The sequence below is a fragment of the Ornithinibacillus bavariensis genome (genome assembly GCF_050433565.1).
In the GTDB taxonomy this organism is placed as follows: Bacteria; Bacillota; Bacilli; order Bacillales; family Amphibacillaceae; genus Ornithinibacillus; species Ornithinibacillus bavariensis.
Genome location: NZ_JBNPWZ010000003.1, coordinates 303,516 through 325,048, shown reverse-complemented (window position 1 = coordinate 325,048; position 21,533 = coordinate 303,516). Strand labels below are relative to the sequence as shown.

Annotated in this window: 24 protein-coding genes; 17 read left to right on the top strand and 7 right to left on the bottom strand. The window is 36.2% G+C overall.

Annotated features, from left to right (window positions below; translation table 11 throughout):
* The first annotated feature begins 21 nt into the window (after positions 1-21).
* The 8 genes from HNR27_RS08565 to HNR27_RS08530 all read left to right on the top strand — a co-directional run bounded on the left by HNR27_RS08565 (position 22) and on the right by HNR27_RS08530 (position 6,966).
* On the top strand, positions 22-1,161 hold the full coding sequence (locus HNR27_RS08565; RefSeq protein ID WP_429339465.1) for a cysteine desulfurase family protein: 1,140 nt from the start codon (positions 22-24) through the stop codon (positions 1,159-1,161).
* 6 nt (positions 1,162-1,167) lie between these two features.
* Entirely contained in the window at positions 1,168-2,370 is a 1,203-nt protein-coding gene (gene thiI / locus HNR27_RS08560; protein WP_429339464.1) for a tRNA uracil 4-sulfurtransferase ThiI, read from the top strand.
* 127 nt (positions 2,371-2,497) lie between these two features.
* Positions 2,498-2,701, top strand: coding sequence for an alpha/beta-type small acid-soluble spore protein (locus tag HNR27_RS08555; RefSeq protein WP_212922307.1), 204 nt, complete (start codon positions 2,498-2,500; stop codon positions 2,699-2,701).
* A gap of 231 nt (positions 2,702-2,932) precedes the next feature.
* Positions 2,933-3,430 carry a DUF2953 domain-containing protein gene (locus HNR27_RS08550; protein ID WP_429339463.1) on the top strand — a complete coding sequence of 166 codons (498 nt, stop codon included), beginning with the start codon at positions 2,933-2,935 and terminating at the stop codon, positions 3,428-3,430.
* 21 nt (positions 3,431-3,451) lie between these two features.
* A complete protein-coding gene (gene ytfJ, locus HNR27_RS08545) occupies positions 3,452-4,063 on the top strand; it encodes a GerW family sporulation protein (protein ID WP_429339462.1) in 612 nt (203 codons plus the stop codon).
* 91 nt (positions 4,064-4,154) lie between these two features.
* Positions 4,155-4,652: a thiol peroxidase gene (tpx, locus tag HNR27_RS08540; protein WP_429339461.1), complete on the top strand. Its 498-nt coding sequence runs from the start codon at positions 4,155-4,157 to the stop codon at positions 4,650-4,652.
* A 120-nt stretch (positions 4,653-4,772) separates the two neighbouring features.
* Complete coding sequence (locus HNR27_RS08535) at positions 4,773-5,756, top strand: class I SAM-dependent methyltransferase (RefSeq protein ID WP_429339460.1); 984 nt, start codon at positions 4,773-4,775, stop codon at positions 5,754-5,756.
* A 19-nt stretch (positions 5,757-5,775) separates the two neighbouring features.
* Positions 5,776-6,966 carry an acetate kinase gene (locus HNR27_RS08530; RefSeq protein ID WP_429339459.1) on the top strand — a complete coding sequence of 397 codons (1,191 nt, stop codon included), beginning with the start codon at positions 5,776-5,778 and terminating at the stop codon, positions 6,964-6,966.
* A gap of 73 nt (positions 6,967-7,039) precedes the next feature.
* Here HNR27_RS08530 and HNR27_RS08525 read toward each other — a convergent pair whose 3' ends face one another.
* Positions 7,040-7,474 (bottom strand): universal stress protein, encoded by a 435-nt coding sequence (locus HNR27_RS08525; RefSeq protein ID WP_429339458.1) that lies wholly within the window; start codon positions 7,472-7,474, stop codon positions 7,040-7,042.
* A gap of 118 nt (positions 7,475-7,592) precedes the next feature.
* Here HNR27_RS08525 and HNR27_RS08520 point away from each other — a divergent pair, with 118 nt between their 5' ends.
* Together HNR27_RS08520 and ald are read left to right on the top strand one after the other, a co-directional pair.
* Positions 7,593-7,748, top strand: a complete 156-nt coding sequence (locus HNR27_RS08520; protein WP_212921284.1) for a hypothetical protein — start codon at positions 7,593-7,595, stop codon at positions 7,746-7,748.
* A gap of 102 nt (positions 7,749-7,850) precedes the next feature.
* Positions 7,851-8,966: an alanine dehydrogenase gene (gene ald / locus HNR27_RS08515; RefSeq protein WP_429339457.1), complete on the top strand. Its 1,116-nt coding sequence runs from the start codon at positions 7,851-7,853 to the stop codon at positions 8,964-8,966.
* A gap of 43 nt (positions 8,967-9,009) precedes the next feature.
* Here the strand turns inward: ald and HNR27_RS08510 are convergent, their stop codons facing one another.
* Positions 9,010-10,107: a M24 family metallopeptidase gene (locus HNR27_RS08510; protein WP_429339456.1), complete on the bottom strand. Its 1,098-nt coding sequence runs from the start codon at positions 10,105-10,107 to the stop codon at positions 9,010-9,012.
* Positions 10,108-10,257: 150 nt separating this feature from the next.
* Here HNR27_RS08510 and HNR27_RS08505 point away from each other — a divergent pair, with 150 nt between their 5' ends.
* On the top strand, positions 10,258-10,923 hold the full coding sequence (locus tag HNR27_RS08505; RefSeq protein ID WP_212921281.1) for a PspA/IM30 family protein: 666 nt from the start codon (positions 10,258-10,260) through the stop codon (positions 10,921-10,923).
* A 4-nt stretch (positions 10,924-10,927) separates the two neighbouring features.
* Here HNR27_RS08505 and HNR27_RS08500 read toward each other — a convergent pair whose 3' ends face one another.
* Positions 10,928-11,398 carry a hypothetical protein gene (locus tag HNR27_RS08500; protein ID WP_429339455.1) on the bottom strand — a complete coding sequence of 157 codons (471 nt, stop codon included), beginning with the start codon at positions 11,396-11,398 and terminating at the stop codon, positions 10,928-10,930.
* A gap of 188 nt (positions 11,399-11,586) precedes the next feature.
* Between HNR27_RS08500 and HNR27_RS08495 the strand changes: the two genes are divergently transcribed.
* The 4 genes from HNR27_RS08495 (at position 11,587) to HNR27_RS08480 (ending at position 15,240) form a co-directional block, all read left to right on the top strand.
* Positions 11,587-12,267, top strand: a complete 681-nt coding sequence (locus HNR27_RS08495; RefSeq protein WP_429339454.1) for a metal-dependent hydrolase — start codon at positions 11,587-11,589, stop codon at positions 12,265-12,267.
* A 485-nt stretch (positions 12,268-12,752) separates the two neighbouring features.
* Complete coding sequence (locus HNR27_RS08490; protein WP_429339453.1) at positions 12,753-13,508, top strand: prepilin peptidase; 756 nt, start codon at positions 12,753-12,755, stop codon at positions 13,506-13,508.
* A 122-nt stretch (positions 13,509-13,630) separates the two neighbouring features.
* On the top strand, positions 13,631-13,855 hold the full coding sequence (locus HNR27_RS08485) for a hypothetical protein (protein ID WP_212921277.1): 225 nt from the start codon (positions 13,631-13,633) through the stop codon (positions 13,853-13,855).
* Between the two features lie 77 nt (positions 13,856-13,932).
* Positions 13,933-15,240 carry a DRTGG domain-containing protein gene (locus HNR27_RS08480; RefSeq protein ID WP_429339452.1) on the top strand — a complete coding sequence of 436 codons (1,308 nt, stop codon included), beginning with the start codon at positions 13,933-13,935 and terminating at the stop codon, positions 15,238-15,240.
* Between the two features lie 48 nt (positions 15,241-15,288).
* Here HNR27_RS08480 and HNR27_RS08475 read toward each other — a convergent pair whose 3' ends face one another.
* A complete protein-coding gene (locus HNR27_RS08475; protein ID WP_212921275.1) occupies positions 15,289-15,585 on the bottom strand; it encodes a YtpI family protein in 297 nt (98 codons plus the stop codon).
* Positions 15,586-15,708: 123 nt separating this feature from the next.
* Here HNR27_RS08475 and HNR27_RS08470 point away from each other — a divergent pair, with 123 nt between their 5' ends.
* On the top strand, positions 15,709-16,650 hold the full coding sequence (locus HNR27_RS08470; protein WP_429339451.1) for a DHH family phosphoesterase: 942 nt from the start codon (positions 15,709-15,711) through the stop codon (positions 16,648-16,650).
* A 61-nt stretch (positions 16,651-16,711) separates the two neighbouring features.
* Here HNR27_RS08470 and HNR27_RS08465 read toward each other — a convergent pair whose 3' ends face one another.
* The 3 genes from HNR27_RS08465 to HNR27_RS08455 all read right to left on the bottom strand — a co-directional run bounded on the left by HNR27_RS08465 (position 16,712) and on the right by HNR27_RS08455 (position 17,982).
* Positions 16,712-16,909 carry a YtzJ family protein gene (locus tag HNR27_RS08465; RefSeq protein WP_212921273.1) on the bottom strand — a complete coding sequence of 66 codons (198 nt, stop codon included), beginning with the start codon at positions 16,907-16,909 and terminating at the stop codon, positions 16,712-16,714.
* A 240-nt stretch (positions 16,910-17,149) separates the two neighbouring features.
* Positions 17,150-17,653 (bottom strand): sporulation membrane protein YtrI, encoded by a 504-nt coding sequence (gene ytrI, locus HNR27_RS08460; protein WP_212921272.1) that lies wholly within the window; start codon positions 17,651-17,653, stop codon positions 17,150-17,152.
* Positions 17,653-17,982 carry a YtrH family sporulation protein gene (locus HNR27_RS08455; RefSeq protein ID WP_212921271.1) on the bottom strand — a complete coding sequence of 110 codons (330 nt, stop codon included), beginning with the start codon at positions 17,980-17,982 and terminating at the stop codon, positions 17,653-17,655. Before HNR27_RS08455 ends, ytrI begins: the two co-directional genes overlap by 1 nt.
* Positions 17,983-18,113: 131 nt before the next feature.
* Here HNR27_RS08455 and dnaE point away from each other — a divergent pair, with 131 nt between their 5' ends.
* A complete protein-coding gene (gene dnaE / locus HNR27_RS08450; protein WP_429339450.1) occupies positions 18,114-21,467 on the top strand; it encodes a DNA polymerase III subunit alpha in 3,354 nt (1,117 codons plus the stop codon).
* Positions 21,468-21,533: the final 66 nt, after the last annotated feature.

Genomic DNA, 21,533 nt, shown 5'->3' with positions numbered 1-21,533 from the left:
CTACTTAAAGGAGAAATTTTAGTGATTTATTTAGATAATAGTGCAACAACGAATCCACATCCAGAAGTATTAAAAAGCTTTCAAGAAGTATCAACAAGGTTTTTTGCAAATCCTTCATCGATTCATCAATTAGGTGGAGAGACCGAAAAGCTACTTATAAAGTCAAGACAACAGGCTGCAAAGCTTCTTAGTGTGCATGAAGATGAGATTATCTTTACCTCTGGTGGAACGGAAGGGAACAATACTGCAATTAAAGGTATTGCTCTACAGCATCAGGGTCGTGGAAAACATATTATCACGACTGAAATTGAGCATCCTTCTGTTTATGAGGCATGTAAAAGTTTAGAATCTTTAGGATTTGAAGTAACATATTTACCAGTGAACCAAAATGGTGTAGTATCAGTAAAGGATGTTACAGAAGCCATACGGAAAGATACTATCTTAATAAGCATTATGCATGTCAATAATGAAATCGGCTCAATCCAACCAATTCTAGAAATTGGTCAAATAGCTAAAAAGTATCCTAAACTGTTTTTTCATGTGGATCATGTTCAGGGCCTTGGTAAAGTTCCTCTTACTCTTGAGAATAGTGGTATTGACCTTTGTTCAATGTCAGGTCATAAAATTCACGGTTTAAAAGGTACTGGAATATTGTATTGTCGTAGAGGAGTCAAGCTATTTCCATTATTCCATGGTGGAGAGCAGGAAAGAATGATACGTTCGGGAACTGAGAATTTAGCAGGAGTGGTCTCATTTGTAAAGGCACTAAGACTAATAAAAGAACGAGAAGTAAATGAAGGGGATAAATTACGCCAATTGCATCAGTATTTGGCAGCAGAGCTGGAAAAAATTAATTTCGTTCAACTTAATAGCCCAGCGCATTCTGCCCCTCATATTGTGAATTTTTCTATCCCTGGCTTAAAACCAGAGGTAATGATTCATACTCTAGGTAAGCAAGGTACCTATATTTCAACTAAATCTGCATGCTCCTCAAAGAGCCTTGACGAAAGTAGGATAGTTAAGGCGTGTGGATATTCATCGGAACGAGCAAAATCAGCACTTCGAGTAAGTTTAGCCTATGACAATACGATGGATGAAATAAAGATATTTTTAAAGCAGTTAAAAGAGGCACTGAGCCAATTAAAAGAAGTAATGGAGTAGATAATTATGGAATTTGATCATATATTAATTCGCTATGGGGAATTAGCCTTAAAAGGTAAAAATCGCAAAAGTTTTGTAGAGAAACTACAACAAAATATCCGTCATAAACTTCAAGAATTTGAAAATGTAAAAGTTAAAAGGACACAAGGAAGGATGTTCGTTTTGCTAAATGGGCATGATCCTCACGAAGTCCTAGAAAAATGTAAGAATATATTTGGTATTCATAGCTTTAGTTTAGCGATAAAAGTTGAGAATGATTTAGAGACAATAAAGGAAGCAGCACTATACGCGTTGAAAAATGGAGAAAATATAAAAACATTTAAAGTAACAGTAAAGCGCATAGATAAGAGTTTTCCTATACGATCACAAGAACTAAATCAAATACTAGGTGGACATTTATTAAGTAATACAGAAGATTATACTGTAGATGTTCACCACCCAGATATAGATGTAAAGGTTGAGATTCGTCAGGAAGCAACCTATATTACATCTAGTATTATTCGTGGCTCTGGTGGTCTTCCCGTTGGTACCTCTGGAAAAACACTTCTACTGTTATCAGGTGGTATCGATAGCCCTGTTGCGGGTTACTTGGCTATGAAGCGTGGAGTAGAAATTGAGGCTATTCATTTTCATTCACCACCATTTACAAGTGATCGTGCAAAACAAAAGGTTATTGACCTAGCTGAAAAGTTAACAAGCTATGGTTCTAAAATTAATGTACATGTTGTACCATTTACTAAATTACAACAAAAGATCTTTCAAGAAACTCCGGATAACTATGGAATGACGGTAATGAGAAGAATGATGCTTCGGATTAGTGAGCGTGTTTGTCAAAAGGAAGGGATTCTTTCGATGACAACCGGGGAAAATTTAGGCCAGGTTGCAAGCCAAACAATGACTAGCATGTATACAATCAATGAAGTTACAAACTACCCTATTCTTCGACCTTTAATAACAATGGACAAGGATGAAATTATCGAGATATCAAAAAAAATTGATACCTTTGATATTTCTATTCGGCCATATGAGGATTGCTGTACCATATTTGTCCCCAAAGCACCAAAAACAAAGCCAAAAAGGGATCGGGTAAACTATTATGAATCCAATTATGACTATGAAGAATTAATACAGGAAGCAATAGATGGTATCGAGGTCATTGAAATATCAGAGAAGAAAAAAGCAGAGGATGCGTTTGAAGGGTTATTCTAATTTAGCAATCTTGAATTGATTTATTGATGATATAATCTTTTAGATATTTAGCAACACTTACCAATAATTTTTCGAATGAAGAACCTCTTTTTTACACAATATAAGTGTACCAAGGAGGTGAGATACCATGGCAAACAACAACAATTCAAATCAGTTGGTAGTACCTGGTGCTCAACAAGCATTAGACCAAATGAAATATGAAATCGCTCAAGAATTTGGTGTGAATCTTGGTGCTGATACTACTTCTCGCGCTAACGGTTCTGTTGGTGGAGAAATCACTAAGCGTTTAGTTCAAATGGCTGAACAACAGTTTGGTGGAATGAACGGTTAATGACAATTTAATAGCATAAATGGCTAGAGCTATTCTCGTTTTGAGAATAGCTCTTTTTCTATTACTTGCATAAAATTGGAAGGTTGTGGAAAACTATCGTTACTAATTTTTGGGGCTGAAAAAATGTTCTGGATTCTATTAGGTATTCTATTCCTGTTTATGTTTATGTTGATTTTGCTAATCCATATAAAAATTAAAGTGCATTATTACTATGATCAGGAAGTACACGAAATGAATGTACAGATGTATATCATTAGAGTTAGAGTGTTTCAGAGAAATATTAATTTAAAGAACCATGTGCAGGATGAGTATTCGGATTTAATGGAAATGCTGCAAGATGAAGGTGATGGTTTTAATCTCAATCGTTTGAAGCAGATGGTAAAAAATTTATTACAAGGATTAAAAATAGCAAAGCAACTATTACTTTTCATTCTACAAAATATTACGTTTCAGCAAATCGAATGGAAAACGCATTTTGGAACAGGTGAGGCAAGCAGTACTGGAATTGTTTCTGGTGGAATTTGGATGGTAAAAGGGACATTGCTAGGAGCGTTGAGTGAGTTTTCTAATCTGAATTGTCAGCCTAATATTATTATCATTCCGTACTTTCAACAACGCGGATTTCAGTCGAAAATTGATTGCATTGTAACCATTCGTTTAGGAAAAGCTATTCACACAGCTATGTATTTGTTGCGAAAAATATTCGGTAACAAAGAAGTATATAATTAATTTTTTAATAGGAGGATTACAATGGAAGAACATCCGATTCAAGGACTTATGACTACTGCAATGGAAAACCTAAAAGATATGATTGAAGTGAATACTATTATTGGAGACCCTATTGAAACTCCAGACGGTAGTGTAATCATTCCTGTTTCTAAGCTTGGTTTTGGGTTTGCTGCTGGTGGAAGTGAATTTAAGCCGAGTGGAGGAAAGAAGAGTAATAGTGATAAAGAAGAAAGTGGAGGAAGTGAAGGTAGTGGCGGAAACAGTGAATCTGTCCTACCATTTGGAGGTGGTAGTGGTGGAGGAGTGTCTATTACACCAATCGCATTTCTTATTGTAAGTCCTAAAGGAATTAAGATGGTACATTTAGATGAAAATACACATATTTATGAAAAGTTGATTGATTTTGCTCCAAAAGCTGTGGAAAAGATTCAACAGTTACTTCAGGAAAGTGGGATGGGAAAGCAAAATAAACAAAAGGAAACAACAAAAGGGCAAGGAAATAGTAAAAAAGGAGAAAAGAGCGAAGAGAAAGATAAACAAGAAGAAGACGATAGAGGAAACTCCGAAAATAAAATAAAGGATGACAAGGAAAGATCAAATTCAGAAGAATCTTCATCTATCTATGATATTTAAGTAATTATACATAGAGGAATGAGGACAATATGTTTAATACGAAGCAACTGTTTATGTTATGATAAAGATAAACTACTGGAATAGGAGGAAGATGATGGTTACATTCGGTGGAAAGCCTGTTAATCTTTTAGGAAATGAATTAAAAGTTGGTGATGAAGCACCAGATTTCAAGGTAATAAATAATGACCTAGAAGAGAAAACACTTGCTGATTACCATGGTAAAATTAGATTAATTAGTGTAGTTCCTTCCATTGATACAGGAGTATGTTCTATTCAGACGAATCGTTTTAATGAGGAAGCAAAAAAGCTTGAAAATGTTCAAGTATTGACGATTAGTATGGATTTACCATTTGCACAAAAAAGATGGAAAGAAGTTAATCATGTTGAAAGCCTTGAGCTGCTTTCCGATCATAGAAACGCAGATTTTGGAGAAAAGTATGGCGTGTTGATTAAAGAACTTCGTCTCCTAGCTCGTTCCATATTCATAGTTGATACAAATAATAAAATTACATATGTTGAATATGTAAATGAAGTAACAGAACACCCAGACTATGATAAAGCTTTAGAAGCTGCAAAACAAGCACAGTAATGCTAGTCTCCCCTCTAGTGGGAGACTTTTTATGTTCACATAAATGTCATAAGCTATTACTTTGTACAGAGTACAATAGTTTTGATAAAATATAACGGGTTGGTAGAACGGAGGGTGTCAATGGAAAAAACAAATGTAGAAGTACTTTTCGATTGGATGGATCATACTACGCAAATAATCGAACAGCATCTAAATGAACCTTATTTGGACAGCTTAATAATAGCACTAGAGACCTTGTTTTATCAGGGTGCTGAAGAGTCTATGGATGATATACTTACACATAAGTTACATACAGCCTTAGAACAAATAAGGTTAGAGAATTATGATGCAGACGATATCCGGAAAGCCATTCAATTTACTGTATTAAAAGGAATGAAGGAAGTAACACAACAACAACATATGATGACCCCAGAAGCAGTTGCTTTACTTATTGGCTATCTTGCACAGAAGTTAACAGAGAAACAAGAGAGCATACGAATTTTTGATCCAGCCTGCGGAACAGGGAATATGCTTACAACGGTTTGTTCCCAACTTGATAAATCTATAGAAGCATATGCTAGTGAAGTTGATTCCACATTGGTACAGCTTGCTCTTGTCAGTGCAAATTTACAAAAGATAACTATAGAATTTTTTCATCAAGATAGTTTACGCCCATTCTTATTGGATCCAGTAGACTTAATCGTTTCCGATTTACCAGTAGGATACTATCCTGATGATATCCGTGCCGCAAACTATGAATTAAAGGCTGAGGATGGTCATTCTTATGCTCACCATCTGTTCATTGAACAGAGTATGAATTATACGAAGGAAGGCGGCTATTTAGTTTTATTACTACCTACATTTATTTTTGACGGCGAAGGGTCAGACAAGCTCCATAGGTATCTTCAGAAGTATACCCATATTGTTGGAGTTCTTCAACTACCGGAAAGTGCCTTTCAATCTGAGAAAAACGCCAAATGCATAGTAATTCTACAAAAGAAAGGGAAAAATACAGAAGGACCAAAACAGCCATTATTAGTTCAGCTTCCTTCTTTAAAAAACACCCGTGCAATGGAAGATATCTTAAATAAAATGAATAATTGGTTTAGCAATTATCGTAAATAACAACTAGGAGTGGACAACAATGAGTAATGTATTAGCAGTTAACGCTGGAAGTTCTTCATTAAAATTTCAGCTAATTACAATGCCTGAAGAAAAGGTAATAGCAAAGGGGCTTGTAGAAAGAATAGGCTTACCCGAATCCGTTTTTACATTTGAATCTAATGGTGAAAAGGATAAAACCGTTTCCGATATTCCTAACCATGAAGTCGCAGTAAAGATGCTGCTTGATAAATTAACGAATTCAGGTGTTATTCAATCATTAACGGAGATTAGTGCAGTCGGACATCGTGTTGTGCATGGAGGAGAAAAATTCAACGATTCAGTCTTAATAACAGATGATGTGATTAAAGAAATAGATGAATTATCGGAATTAGCTCCATTGCATAACCCTGCAAACTTAACAGGGATTAAAGCCTTTCAAGAGGTAATGCCAGATGTTCCGATGGTTGCCGTATTTGATACTGCTTTTCATCAAACTATGGCACCACAGTCCTATTTATATAGTCTACCTTATGAATATTATAAGAAGTATGGGATTCGTAAATATGGCTTCCACGGCACATCCCATAAGTACGTATCGCATCGAGCAGCTGAATTAATGGGGAAACCTATTGAGGAAATACGCTTAATCTCTTGTCACCTAGGGAATGGTGCAAGTATCTCTGCAATAAAAGAAGGAAAATCAATTGATACCTCTATGGGATTTACTCCATTGGCAGGGGTAACAATGGGAACACGCTCAGGTAATATTGATCCAGCACTTATTCCATATATTATGGAGAAGACGGGAAAGACAGCTGAAGAGGTAATTGATGTGTTAAATAAGCAAAGTGGAATGCTTGCTTTATCTGGCTTCTCCAGTGATTTAAGAGATATTCAACAACAGGCTGAGACAAATCCGCGTGCCGAATTAGCACTAAATGTGTTTGCTGGTCGAATTCATAAATATATTGGCTCCTATGCAGCAAGAATGTCAGGTGTCGATGCAATCATTTTCACTGCTGGTGTTGGTGAAAATAGTGATGTAATTCGTTCTAGAGTCTTAAACGGGTTAGAATTTATGGGAATCTATTGGGATCCGATGTTAAACCGCTCTGCTAGAGGAAAAGAAATGTTTATAAACTATCCACATTCCCCAGTAAAGGTAATTGTTATACCTACGAATGAAGAAATTATGATAGCAAAAGATACGGTTCGACTAACCAATATCTAAAATGAAAAGGATTTGATAAAGAACTTATCAAATCCTTTTTGGATTAAGGAAATACACGAGGTAAATATACACGTTATCGAACAACAAGTACATCACATATTGCATATCGAGTAATACTTTCAGATACACTACCAATAAGAAATCGTTCCACAGCATTCTTGCTTGTTGCACCGCATATAATTATATCGGCATTAAATCTGCTTGCAATTTCTTTTGCTAATTTTATTTTTGGTGAGCCATATTCTATACATTGGGAGATGTTTTCTAATCCATATTCCATTGCTTTTTTTACGTAGCTTTCCACTAAATCTTTTGCAAAGTCTTCAGCTCGTTCCGCTAATGAACGATCATATGCTTCAGCAGTTGCAAAGGTTCGAGAATCAATTACATGGGCAAGGATGAGGTGAGCGTTATTTCGTTTAACGAGATGAATTGCTTTTTCAAAAGCCTTATCTGAAGCATCCGATCCATCAATTGCCAATACAATATTCTTGTATTCGTAATTCATGGTATTCTCCCCTTTCTTTATCTACCTCCATTATATGATTTGGACTTACTGTATTGGTAAAAGAATACATGCTTTTTATGAGGATTTCATGTGCAAACTAATAATGGAGGTGACACTTATGGGTAGAAAGGAAAACAAGCATAAGTTATTTGAAGATCCGAAGGGAATTGCTGCTGTTCAAAATCAATTATTCGAAAGCTACCAAAGTGGTGTTGTGGAGGATCAACTTCATAATAATCGTGGGATATGGACATTTAATAATAGAAAGAATTAAAATAAGGAGAGACTTTTCTCTCCTTATCATTTAATGGTATGTATTTTTTGGTTTTTTTGGTACAATGTAAGTGCTTACAAAACATAGGGGAAGGTGTTCCAAATGAGAATAGGTATTCCAAAGGAAATAAAAAATAATGAAAATAGGGTAGCAATAACACCAGCCGGGGTACTTACCTTAAAAAATGCTGGGCATGAGGTTTTTGTTGAAACAAATGCAGGACTTGGTTCTGGTTTTACTGATAATCAATACATACAAGCCGGGGCAAAAATAGTTAATACAGCAAAAGATGCTTGGGCACAGGATATGGTAATGAAGGTAAAAGAGCCTCTGCCACAAGAGTATGATTACTTTTATGAAGGATTAATATTATTTACGTATCTTCATTTAGCGAATGAACCAGAGTTAACTCGTGTATTACTGGAGAAAAAGGTAGTTGGAATTGCATATGAAACAGTACAATTGGCCAATGGAACACTTCCATTATTAACACCTATGAGTGAGGTTGCTGGGCGTATGGCTGCACAGATTGGTGCACAATTCCTAGAAAAGCCTAAAGGTGGAAAGGGAATCCTTCTAGCAGGAATTCCAGGCGTTAAACGTGCCAATGTAACAATAATTGGTGGAGGAGTAGTTGGGACAAACGCTGCTAAAATTGCAGTGGGACTCGGTGCCAATGTAACGATTCTTGATTTAAGCCCTGAAAGACTTAGATATTTAGATGACACATTCGGAACTTCTATTAATACAATGATGTCAAATCCTATGAACATTGCAGATTGTGTTGCAGAATCTGACTTAGTAATAGGTGCTGTTCTAATTCCAGGAGCTAAAGCACCGAAACTAGTAACGGAGGACATGGTTAAGCAGATGTCAGAGGGCTCTGTTATAGTAGATGTAGCGATAGATCAGGGTGGAATATTTGAAACAAGTGACCATGTTTCAACACATGATAATCCTACCTATGTAAAACATGGTGTACTACATTATGCCGTTGCAAATATGCCTGGTGGAGTTCCACGTACTGCTACTATTGGATTAACCAATGTAACGGTTCCATATGCATTACAAATAGCCAATAAAGGCTTTAAAGAAGCATGCATAGGTAATCCTGCATTATTAAAAGGATTAAATACGGTCGATGGATTTGTAACCTATAAGGCAGTTGCAGATGGTCTTGGATTAGAGTATAGAAATGCAAATGAACTATTCGTATAGAATAGAAGAAGTGCCTGGTTTTCTAAATCAGGCACTTCTTTCATTAATTAATAATTTGTAATTTTTTCGGGAATTTCGTTAATATTTCAGCACCAGTATCGGTCATGAATACCATATCTTCAATCCGAACCCCACCAATTTGTGGAACGTAAATACCTGGTTCAATGGTATAGCACATACCTTTTTGTAAAGGTAAGGTATTTTTGCCATGAAGTGAAGGATATTCATGGGTTTCAATTCCTAAACCATGACCAATTCTGTGATTAAAGTATTCTCCATAACCTTTTTCTGCAATATGATCTCTTGCTGCTTTATCGATATTACCGACAGGAGTTCCAAGCTGTGAAGCTTCAATAGCCTTTAATTGTCCATCCAGAACGGTATTGTATATTTTCTCCTGTTCTGCTGTAATCGATTTGAAAGCCACCGTTCTTGTAATATCAGAACAATAGCCATTATAAATAACACCTAAGTCGAATAGAACTAAATCGCCGCTTTCCAATTTAGCTGAGCCAGGAGTTCCGTGTGGGGAAGCAGTCTTTTTACCAAATAAAGCCATGGTGGAAAATGACATTCCCTGTACGCCATGTTTTTTTAATTCATATTCAATAGCTGCAATTACTTCAAGCTCAGTAATGCCCTCCTTTAGGGTGTTTATCCCAGTTTGAACACCAAGGTCAGCAAGCTCTGCTGCTCTCTTCAAGTATTCGTATTCAGTATCATTTTTGATGACACGAAGGGTGGCAACTACTTCCTGTGCATTGATGACCTTTGTCTCAGGAAGAATGGCTTGTAAACTTTGAAAACGACTCAATGTTAGGTAATCTTCCTCGACCCCTATCGAGTTAGGTATTTTTCCTTGTTTATTTAGAAAAGCTAGAAATAATTCCCAAGGATCCTCGTGGTCGTGGTAATTTATCATAGGATAATTCCAGCCTGCAGCCTTAGCATCTTCTTTTTCCATGGCAGGCAGGATAAGGACAGGATCGTGAGCTTCCGTAACATATACAGCTACGACACGCTCATGTGGATCAGTATAATAATTACTCATATAATATACATTTGCAGGAGATGTGATAAGAATGCTTTCCAATTTATTATTTTGGAGTTCGTTTATTAGTGCTACTATTCTGTTAGACATTTAATCACCTCATTTAATACCATTTATTATAAACTTATATAGATTCTATGTACAACATTATAATTTTATTGTATTTTTTGAAACCATTTGTTGAATCATCCGTACTATAGGTAGATATTTTTTAAAATTACTAAAATGGAGGTTGTCTATATGTTTAAATTTTTTAAGCGAATGAAAACTATCGTCAGCTCAGAATTAAATTCTATGTTGGATAAGGCCGAAGACCCAGTGAAAATGCTCGATCAATTTCTTCGTGAGATGGGTGAAGAGATCCAAGAAGTTGAAGCAGCTGTTGCAAAGCAAATAGCAAATGAAAAGATACTTAAAAGAAAATTTGAAGATGCAGAAGCTATGGTGGTTAAAAGACAGGAACAGGCAGAAAAGGCTGTTAATGCCGGAGAAGATGAGCTTGCGAGAAGAGCATTAGCCGAGAAGAAGGAATATGAAAATCAGGTAACCTTACTACAAAGCTCCTATGAGCAAGCCAAGACGGATTCACAAGTGCTTAAAAGTAAGCTAGATGAAATGAAAAAAGAATACCAAGAGATGAATTTGAAAAAGGATTCATTAAAAGCACGTGCTGAAGCAGCGAAGACTCGTACGAAAATAAATCGCAGTATGTCCTCAATTGGTGGAGACGAATCTAGACGTGGCTTTGAACGAATGGAAGAGAAAGTTCTACGCTTCGAAGCAGAAGCTGAAACTAGTGAGGACTTAGCAGTACAAAGTCGTACCTTAGATGATGAATTTAGAAAACTAGATTCTGATGTAGAAGATGAATTAGCCGAATTAAAAAAAGCAATGGGTAAAGAATAGCGGACTAAAATAGCGGGCTTAAACCTGCTATTTTTTTATGCAATTTATCCAGTAAGCTGTATATACGAACGTGATCAAATAGTGCAAAGTAAGAAATTTGATTAAGAGAGGTTAACAAAGCAGCTATTGCATACCGAAAAACAGAAAATGACAAGAAGACGGTAACCAAAACCGCTATTGCTAACCGAAAAATTGAAAGTGACGAAAAAACGGTAACCAAAGAGGCTATTGCTACCCGAAAAACAGAAATAGGTGAAAGAACGGTACCCAAAGCAGCTATTGCTACCCGAAAAACAGAAATACGTGAAAGAACGGTACCCAAAGCAGCTATTGCTACCCAAAAAACAGAAAATGACAAGAAAACGGTAACCAAAACCGCTATTGCTACCCGAAAAATAGAAAGTGACGAAAAAACGGTAACCAAAGAGACTATTGCTAACCGAAAAACAGAAATAGCCAGGATAACGGTAACCAAAACAATTATTACTACCCAAGAAACTGAGTTATCTCTACAATGGTAGTCAATTTAATTAGTTCATCATTATAAAATTCCTCTCAGACTAGCTCTTAGAGGATATTTGGTCACGAAAATAATTTTTGATAAAGGAATTTTGGTAATCTATATAGAATGTATTAACTAGATAATTTTGAAAGGATGATTGGATGAAAGTTTCTTATCATGGACATGCCGTAATAAAGGTACAAACAGAAAAGCATACTATTTTGATTGACCCATTTATTACTGGTAATCGATTATGCGATTTGGATGCAGATACTATTCAAGTGGATTACATTCTACTTACACATGGTCATAATGATCATGTAGGGGACACAGTAGCGTTAGCAAAAAGAAATGATGCTCTAGTGATTGCACCAAATGAACTGGCAGATTACTTAAGTTACCAAGGTGTTAGGGTACATAATATGCATATCGGTGGCTCCTATAAGTTCGATTTTGGCAAAGTAAAATTTACCCAAGCATTTCACGGTTCCTCATTTCAAGAGGAGGATGGTACCATTGTCTACACAGGTATGCCAGCTGGAATTTTATTAACGATTAAAGATAAGACAATTTATCATTTGGGGGATACAGCATTATTTACGGATTTAAAAATGTACGGAGAAATGAATAATATTGATGTAGCATTTATTCCGATTGGAGATAATTTCACTATGGGACCTGAGGATGCGTTAATTGCTGCTAATTGGGTCAAGGCAAAAATTGTAGTTCCGATACATTATAATACATTTCCAGTTATTGAACAGGACCCAGAAGATTTCGCTAAAAAAGTCAAGACTGGGGAAGGAAGGGTTATGAAAACTGGAGATGTAATTGAATTATAAATCGAATTAGAGGATTTAATAACGTTTCGAGGTTTAAGAAACAGAAGTAATAAAATAGGTTGGGGATATTTAATTAACCCAACCTTTATTGTTCCTATATGCACAACTAGCTGCCCAGTAGTTAATAAGACTTATCAGTTTCCATATAATCAACATGAGTGTGATCAATTGGTATCAAAGCCTGATACCAATCAAGCTATTGGTAAATAATTAGTTAGCTATGTTTCAGGCATTTTCCAGCTATCAATAGGTTTATTAATTACTTTAGCATTTTTAAAAAAGAACAGGTAGGGTAATGAGTACAAATTATTCTGTGGTTGCTATTTATTAAATAAAATCATGTGAAATAGGTAAATGATTTTAACTCGAATAGTTCTAAACACTTTAAACGCGAGTAATTCTAGTACTCACGTCTTACAAGTTATTGCAAGGCATATTCAATAATAGACATAATGGAAGAAAATTGTTAGAGGGGAACTCAGGATTTGGAATATTTAGGTTATCTTTGTTTCTTTATATTGGGGATTATTTTCGGTTCGTTTTTCAACGTCGTTGGGTTACGTCTACCAATTAATCAAAACTTTACATATGGGCGTTCACACTGTCCATCCTGTAATCATGCATTAGCTTGGTATGAACTAATCCCAGTTCTATCATACGTATTTCAACTTGGGAAATGTCGATATTGTGAAAATAAAATTTCTACGGTTTATCCAATGATAGAGCTATTTACAGGGTTATTGTTTTTGTTATGCTTTATAAAATATGGTTTAAGTATAGAACTGATCATTGGATTACTTCTCATGTCGTTACTTGTTATTATATTTGTTACCGATATCAAGTACATGCTAATCCCGAATAAGGTCTTACTATTTTTCCTTCCAATCTTTTCTATTCTAAGGATTATTGTCCCATTGGACCCTTGGTGGTCGCCAATTGCTGGTGCAATAATAGGATTCGGTATAATTGCGGTCATTATATTAGTAAGTCGCGGAGGAATGGGGGCCGGCGATATGAAGTTATTTGCTGTATTAGGCATCGTGTTAGGATTGAAAATGGTATTGTTAGCTTTTTTCTTATCGTGCGTGATTGGGGCAATAGTTGGCATTTGCTTATTAATAATAAAACGTATCAATCGAAAACAAGCAGTACCATTTGGACCTTATATCGTGATTGGAACCGTTTTAGCTTATTTATATGGTGACTCCATTTTAGAGTGGTATTTTTCAACAATACTATAAGAGGATGATAGCATGGTATACCAGAATAAGGCAGCCGAATGGCTGTCTTTTCTTATATGATGAGTCGGGTTCTGTTTTCTAGCAAAACTTCATACACTAACTAAGAAAAGGAGGGATTGTTCTTGAGGCATTATGCAATATTGCGCATATTATTAGCGGCATTCTTTTTATACTTTGCTTGGCCACTTATTCCAAAAGCCGAGACGCAAATAGAGATGTTGTTTTGGGGATCATGGATGGTTTTCTTGCTTTTAGTGATTGGAGCTAATTTTGCGACACTGCTTAAGTTAGCGGATCCTCCTGTTATGGAACAGGAATATGATAAACAAAGGCAAACAGATTCTTAAACATTGAGCCACAAGCGATTCATCTGTATAATAGATATACAAGAAAAGATTAGTACAGATGAAGAGCGGTGAACGAAATGGCTACAAAGCACGAACAAATTATTCAGCATATTATGTCGCTAGATGTTGGCAGTAAAATTTCTGTACGACAAGTAGCAAAGGACTTAAATGTAAGTGAAGGAACTGCATATCGTGCGATTAAAGAGGCTGAAAATATAGGCATAGTTAGTACAATAGAACGAGTTGGTACTATACGAATTGAACGAAAAAAGAAAGAAAACTTTGAAAGACTGACATTTGCTGAAGTAATTAATATTGTTGATGGACAGGTTCTAGGTGGTCGGGAGGGTCTCCATAAAACATTAAATAAGTTCGTAATTGGTGCTATGCAACTTGATGCGATGATGCGTTATACAGAAGCAGGCTCATTATTAATTGTTGGGAATCGTGTGAAGGCGCATGAATTGGCTCTGAAAGAAGGAGCTGCAGTCCTTATAACAGGTGGGTTTGATACGGAGGAATATATTAAACATCTAGCTGATGAAAAGCAGCTTCCAATAATATCGACCAGCTATGATAGCTTTACCGTTGCGACGATGATTAATCGCGCGATTTATGACCAGCTGATTAAGAAAGAAATTGTCTTAGTAGGGGATATTTGTACACCTTTTGAACACGTGGAATATCTAACTGTCGGAGAAAAGGTAGAAAATTGGTATGAGGTCAATGAGAGATCTACACATTCTCGATTTCCTGTCTTGGATAAGAAGAATCAAGTTGTAGGTATGGTAACCTCCAAAGACATTATTGGCAAGGATAAAAATCTACCGATAGAAAAGGCAATGACTAAAAATCCAATCGTAGTCCAATCGAAGACTTCTTTGGCGTATGTAGCTCATATGATGGTTTGGGAAGGTATCGAGGTTGCACCAGTTGTAGATGAGTCCTCCATCTTAAAGGGGATTATATCGCGTCAAGATGTACTGAAAGCATTACAACTAATTCAACGACAACCACAGATAGGGGAAACTATTGATGATATCGTGAAAAACACGGTAGAATCCGATGAATATGAAAAGGATAAATTTGAAGCTAAAGTAATACCGCAAATGACGAACCAACTTGGCACTCTTTCGCCTGGGGTTTTTACATCAATCGTTACGGAAGCTAGTAGTAGGTTATTAAGACAATTAAAAAAAGGAGAATTAGTTGTCGAGAATATTACTGTATATTTTATCAAACCTGTAAATATTGACTCTCTATTGACCATTAAGCCGAAAGTTATTGAAGCAGGAAGGATTTATGCAAAAATTGATGTAGAAGTATTTAATATGAAGAAATTAGTTGGAAAGGCACTGCTAATGGCACAAATTATTGACAGATAGTTTATATGCATAGTTGTTCGAAATGAAAAATGCTGACTAGCTTACTATCTAGTCAGCAGGGTTCAATCGTTTCCATTCATTACGATAATGCTTTGTTTCTCGGAATCCGCGCACTAGCTGTAGGATACCAAGGAAAATGAAAATGATACCAACGAATAATGAGATTTTAGTTTGGTAGAAGACGTATTGATTTATGCCAAAAAAAGAAATAAATAGTCCAAGGCATATTCTAGATTTTGCATTAAAGTATGCTTGTGTCAACCTATCCTTTGTTTTTAATATAGCAACTTTATAGTATATGTACATAACTACGGATAGGACAATCACAATTGGAAATATTATCATTTATATCTACTCCTAGTCCAATTCTTTAAATCGTATATTTCCCAACACATATTGTAGCATCTTTTCATAAAAATAAGCTAGCTATAATATGTTAATATCGTGAACAAGTAAAGGAGAATAAAAATGTCTATTGATGCTATTCACTCTACCATACAAGATTACAATACTATTATTATCCATCGACATGTTCGACCAGACCCTGATGCTTTAGGGGCGCAAGCTGGACTAGCGGAACTAATTAAGGCAACCTATCCACAAAAAAAGGTGTATCTTGCTGGGGAGAATGATCCAGCCCTAACCTTTTTGGTAGAAATGGATTCTATTGATGACTCTTTATTTGAAAATGCGCTTGTTATCATCTGTGATACAGCGAACACTGGTCGAATTGATGATGAGCGCTATATAAAGGGAGACAAAATAATTAAAATAGATCACCATCCAAATGTCGATCCTTATGGGGATATAAGTTGGGTTGATACTACTGCAAGCTCTACTAGTGAGATGATTTATGAGTTTTATGTAAAAGCAAGTGGGATGAAAATGACAACTGAAGCTGCGAGACTTCTCTTCGGAGGAATAGTAGGGGACACTGGGAGATTTTTATTTCCTAGTACAACGAAGAGAACATTACAAATTGCAGCGGAATTAGTTACTTATGATTTTGATCGTAATGCGTTATATGACGGAATTTATAATATCAAGGATAATATCGCAAGACTTCGTGGCTATATTTTGCAAAACTTTACCTTAAATGAGAATGGTCTTAGTGTTATAAAGTTAACGTCAGACATTTTAGCCCAATTTCAGGTCAGTGTGATGGAGACGGGGCAATTAGTTGGAACTTTAGGTGATATTGAAGGAATTGTAGCTTGGGTATTCTTTATTGAAGAAGCTGACCAAATTAGGGTTCGATTACGATCGAAGGGACCAGTTATTAATGAAGTTGCGGCTAAATATAATGGAGGTGGACATCCATTAGCATCAGGTGCTTCGGTTTATTCCTGGGAGGAAGCGGAAAGTGTTGTAAACGATTTAGAGCAAGTTGTACGAGACTTTCATAAATAGCGGTTTTATTATTTTTACGAAGAAAAAAAGGTGCTGATTTCAAGTTAGAAATCAGCAGCCTTTAACTACTTTTACTTTTCGTTACTGGAATAAACCAGCACCCTGAAGGTGTTTCATCATAATACACATTCAGCCCGAATTTTTCTATATCTCTTTTAATTAAACGAATTACCTCTTTGGATTCAGCATATGCAGTGCGGCCCTTTTTTAATTGCTCTATCTTACGGTCACGGATACGTCTTTCATTCATAATTAACATGCGTACATTCCCCCTCTCGACAGGATATGAATGACTGTTCAACTTTATTCCTAGTTTACTAAAAAAACAGCCTGATTCCAATAATATTAATGGAATTTTCAAGAAATATTCACAATTTGGCTAATCATTGTAAATGTCAGTTCTGCTATACTATTGGAATTGCGGCAATTTCTGATGGAAATTAAAAATCCTCTCCATAAAGATATGTAATAAGGAGAGGTATGGTGTCTGTATTATCCATTAGTCTGCAATATCTGCTTTAGCAACTATTCGAATCGTAGAAGATATAATTAAACGCTTTATTTCAAAGCTGTAGGTAAAATCATCGACCTTGAAGGACTTATTTTCAATTGCTGAAATTAAAAGAATATCACTGTCAGAAATTGCTTGGATATCTTTTCCGAAGACATCTTTAATTTCTTCTTTCACTAAGCTCTCCAACTGAAGAAGAAGTAGCCTATCAATCTTCAAATCCTCTGCATTGATAATTTCGAGAACGATCTCATTTATTGTGACAGGTTTCTTGGACTTCTCGTTTAAATCTTGGTTGTCTTTCATAAGAGCATTAATTTTATCTTGTGCATCATCTAACTCGGCTTGGATACTACTATTCTCTTTTATTTGCCTTTCATACATCGTTCCATACATGAACAATACAACCCAATAGGAAAGTAATGCACCAAAAAACATTCCAACAAAAAACCGCTGCCATCCAGGTCTTTTATAATAGGGTGGTACGTGCATTACGAAACCTCCTCCTGAATGAGCCAGCTAATAATTATTATAGCTGCTTTAGCCCCTCCCATTGCAGATAATATAATCAAGCCCTGTTTTATTAAATCAATAGAGGATCCGTCAAGTGCCCTCTTAAAGTTGTCAATTGCATCAAACGTTCCACCAATAGCTGCGACAATACCCCATATCCACAGTTTTCTAGCGATTCGCCCCATTTCAGTAAAAGGAGCATCACCTGTTGCAAATGCTCCAATACCACCAATGAGTGTACCACCAAGAATGACACCAAAGGCGATGAAAAAGCAATGAATAAATTGTGCAAAAAAACGTTCTTCCATAATTGCTGCTCCTTAACGATAAGTTGATTTCTCTTCATTGTATGATAGATTTGGACAAGATATGTTTGTTGATATACAGATAGATATGTAATTGGCTATAATAGGATTAGAGAAAGTAGAGGCGGGATAGTATGTCGTTTACACATTTACAAGTTAGGACAGGCTATAGTTTTTTTAATAGTACCATCACGATTGAAAAGTTAATTAAAAGAGCAGCTCAACTAAAAATGACTGCCTTAAGTATAACCGATGAAAATGCATTATTTGGAGCAATCCCATTTTATAAGGCATGTCTTTCTCATGGAATAAAGCCAATCATTGGAATGACTGTTAATGTGTTAAATGAAGAGGGAATACGAGAGGAAATAGTCGTACTTGCCAAAAATAATAATGGGTATAAAAACCTGGTGAAGTTAACAACGACAATTCAGCGAAATGGTAAAAATGAAATAGAAAAGGAATTACTAGGGAAATTTACCGAGCATTTAGTTGGAATATTACCGGTTAAAAAAGGTCAGGTAGAACGGCTTATAATGAGTACGACATATGATCATGTAGAGGAGTTCCTGACATCCTGGAAATCTATCTTTACAGTGGATGATTTTTATCTTGGAATAAGCCATTATGGTCAGGAGCAGGATCAACTACTAGTAAATGGGATGCGTGCATATCACAATGCGTATCATACGAAGGTAGTGGCTATCCATGATGTGCGCTATTTAATGGAGAAGGATGTAAAGGCATATGAGTGCCTTCAAGCTATGAAATATGGGAAAAGTTGGAATGGAACAACTGCGAATTACACTTCACAATTCCATCAGCTACTTTCCCAGCAAGAGATGGAACAGTTATTTAGTGCTTGGCCAGAGGCTCTTTATAGGACAGAGGAAATTGTAAGTAAGTGTAACGTCTCTTTTGATTTTGATTCCAGAATGATACCGGCATACCCAGTACCAAATGGTCTTGATGCACATGACTATTTATCAAAATTATGTTGGGAAAATCTTGATAGCCGTTATAACACGATCACTAAGGAGCTAAGGAATCGGTTAACACATGAATTATCCATTATTCAGAGGATGGGATATAGTGATTACTTCTTAATCGTTTGGGATTTTATTAAATATGCTAAGGAGAATCACATAATGGTCGGACCTGGGAGGGGTTCCTCTGCTGGTTCACTAGTTGCATATTCTTTAGGTATTACAGATGTTGACCCAATGAAATATCAGTTAGTCTTTGAACGATTCTTAAATCCTGAGCGAGTAACGATGCCAGATATTGATGTGGATTTCTCGGACCAACGACGCGATGAGGTCATTACATATGTACGGGATAAATATGGGGAAGAACATGTCGCACAAATTATTACATTCGGAACATTTGCGGCTCGCTCTTTAATTCGAGAGCTAGGAAAGACGATGTCCATTGATAGCCAAGATATATACTTTATTCTAAAGCATATTCCTAATCAAACCTCAAATTCGATAGCAAGCTTATTGAAGTCGTCGAAAGAATTACTCGATTATGTCAGTCAAAATCAGAATTTAAAGATGTTATTTCAAATCGCTGCTGTACTCGAAGGGATACCAAGACATACTTCTACTCATGCTGCCGGTGTCGTTATAAGTGAGACACCTTTAGTAGATCATGTACCATTAACAGTCGGGGCAACGAATACAGCATTAACTCAATTTCCAATGACCGATTTGGAATCATTAGGCTTATTAAAAATGGATTTTTTAGGGTTAAGAAATTTAACTATATTAGAACGAATTGTTGAATCCATTCACTATAAAGAGAAAAAGGATTTTCAATTGGATCAAATCCCAGAGGGAGATTCCCTCACCTTCGATCTATTAAAGAAGGGGAAAACAAATGGTGTATTCCAGTTAGAATCGGATGGCATGAAACAGGTACTTAAACGCTTGGTACCTAACACCTTTGATGATATAGTAGCGGTTAATGCACTTTACCGACCAGGTCCAATGGATTTCATCCCAACCTACATTGACAGAAAACATGGTAGAAAGCCAACTACGTACCCACACCCAGATTTGGAGCCGATCTTGGAAAGTACGTATGGTGTATTAATTTATCAGGAGCAAATCATGCAAATTGCGCATCGAATTGCTGGGTACACGTTAGGTCAAGCAGATGTATTAAGAAGAGCAGTTAGTAAAAAGAAACAGGACATCATGGATGCACAAAAAGAAGCATTTATTGCTGGGTGCATGAAGAACGGGTATGAAAAAAAGGTTGGCGAAGAGATTTTTGCTTGGATTGTCAAATTCTCAAACTATGGATTTCCAAAAAGTCATGCTGTAGCCTATAGTAAAATTTCCTATCAGCTAGCTTATTTAAAGGCACACTATCCAAGACACTTTTATGCAGAGCTGTTAACATCGATAGGAAATCAACAAGATAAAATACAAGCCTATATGAATGAAATGAAGGAGCTACATATTAAGGTTGGTTCACCATCTATTAATAAGAGCTTTGGACGTTTTTCTGTTGAAGATCATTGTATCAGGATGGGACTCTTATCTATAAAGGGGATTGGGAATCAAACTGTACAAGAAATACTTCGAGCTAGAAAGGAAGGGCCATTCAAAAATTTGTTTGATTTTTGTCTTCGTGTTACTCCTAAACTAGTCAATAGGCAGTCGTTAGAGGCACTCATAATGGCTGGTGCATTTGATGAAACGTATCCGAATCGTGCAAGCCTATTAGCATCGATTGACCAGGCAATGGAACAGGGGGAGCTATTCCGTGAATTTACGGATCAGCCTACGCTATTTCAAGATCAACTCGATCTCGTTCCTTCCTATGTTAATATTGAAGACTTTAGTTTGGTTAGAAAGCTTGCTGACGAAAAAGAGTTACTCGGTATTTATGTATCTAGTCATCCGCTTAAAGAATATCGAGAAAAATTGCGAGAAAATGGTTTTATTACGCTTGATCATGCTCAGGACATACATGGAAAGAAAGTAGTTAAAAGTGCTGTCATTATCCAAGAGATTAAAACAATTCGTACTAAGCGAGGCGAGCCTATGGCATTTCTAAAGCTGAGTGACGAGACCAGGGATATGGATGCAGTTGTTTTTCCAGAACAATACCGCTTAAACAGTCCGCTCATAAAGGAAGAGGCGCTTGTTTTTATTGAAGGAAAAATAGAATTTCGTAATGGAAAAACACAGTGGCTACTTTCAGCTATTGTTCCATTTGATGATAATATATTAAAAAATGATTCAACTGCTCGGCTGTTTATTAAAATTACGGAGAAAACCAGCAAGGAAGGGTTAAACATTGTTCGTGACATCGCTACCAATCACCCTGGTGCGACCCCTATAATTGTTCATTACGAGGAACAAAAACGAACCTATCAGCTTTCGAAGGACTATTTTATCCATATTAGTAATGAAAGCCTAGAAGCATTAGCAAAATACTTCGGTAAGGAAAATGTAGTCTACGAAGCAAAATAGACCATTCTTTACAGACTAATTCATTTTGTTATAATGGAGTAGTTAAGTGGTCTGACCACTAACGCT

Bases quoted from the DNA above. Each gene is read 5' to 3' on its own strand.
- ytrI (WP_212921272.1), bottom strand. From the start codon at position 17,653: ATGCACGTACCACCCTATTATAAAAGACCTGGATGGCAGCGGTTTTTT.
- HNR27_RS08550 (WP_429339463.1), top strand. From the start codon at position 2,933: ATGAATGTACAGATGTATATCATTAGAGTTAGAGTGTTTCAGAGAAAT.
- HNR27_RS08535 (WP_429339460.1), top strand. From the start codon at position 4,773: ATGGAAAAAACAAATGTAGAAGTACTTTTCGATTGGATGGATCATACT.
- HNR27_RS08525 (WP_429339458.1), bottom strand. From the start codon at position 7,474: ATGAATTACGAATACAAGAATATTGTATTGGCAATTGATGGATCGGAT.
- thiI (WP_429339464.1), top strand. From the start codon at position 1,168: ATGGAATTTGATCATATATTAATTCGCTATGGGGAATTAGCCTTAAAA.
- HNR27_RS08455 (WP_212921271.1), bottom strand. From the start codon at position 17,982: ATGGAAGAACGTTTTTTTGCACAATTTATTCATTGCTTTTTCATCGCC.
- tpx (WP_429339461.1), top strand. From the start codon at position 4,155: ATGATGGTTACATTCGGTGGAAAGCCTGTTAATCTTTTAGGAAATGAA.
- HNR27_RS08495 (WP_429339454.1), top strand. From the start codon at position 11,587: ATGAAAGTTTCTTATCATGGACATGCCGTAATAAAGGTACAAACAGAA.
- HNR27_RS08530 (WP_429339459.1), top strand. From the start codon at position 5,776: ATGAGTAATGTATTAGCAGTTAACGCTGGAAGTTCTTCATTAAAATTT.
- HNR27_RS08555 (WP_212922307.1), top strand. From the start codon at position 2,498: ATGGCAAACAACAACAATTCAAATCAGTTGGTAGTACCTGGTGCTCAA.
- HNR27_RS08480 (WP_429339452.1), top strand. From the start codon at position 13,933: ATGGCTACAAAGCACGAACAAATTATTCAGCATATTATGTCGCTAGAT.
- ald (WP_429339457.1), top strand. From the start codon at position 7,851: ATGAGAATAGGTATTCCAAAGGAAATAAAAAATAATGAAAATAGGGTA.
- HNR27_RS08470 (WP_429339451.1), top strand. From the start codon at position 15,709: ATGTCTATTGATGCTATTCACTCTACCATACAAGATTACAATACTATT.
- ytfJ (WP_429339462.1), top strand. From the start codon at position 3,452: ATGGAAGAACATCCGATTCAAGGACTTATGACTACTGCAATGGAAAAC.
- HNR27_RS08510 (WP_429339456.1), bottom strand. From the start codon at position 10,107: ATGTCTAACAGAATAGTAGCACTAATAAACGAACTCCAAAATAATAAA.
- dnaE (WP_429339450.1), top strand. From the start codon at position 18,114: ATGTCGTTTACACATTTACAAGTTAGGACAGGCTATAGTTTTTTTAAT.
- HNR27_RS08520 (WP_212921284.1), top strand. From the start codon at position 7,593: ATGGGTAGAAAGGAAAACAAGCATAAGTTATTTGAAGATCCGAAGGGA.
- HNR27_RS08505 (WP_212921281.1), top strand. From the start codon at position 10,258: ATGTTTAAATTTTTTAAGCGAATGAAAACTATCGTCAGCTCAGAATTA.
- HNR27_RS08475 (WP_212921275.1), bottom strand. From the start codon at position 15,585: ATGATAATATTTCCAATTGTGATTGTCCTATCCGTAGTTATGTACATA.
- HNR27_RS08465 (WP_212921273.1), bottom strand. From the start codon at position 16,909: ATGTTAATTATGAATGAAAGACGTATCCGTGACCGTAAGATAGAGCAA.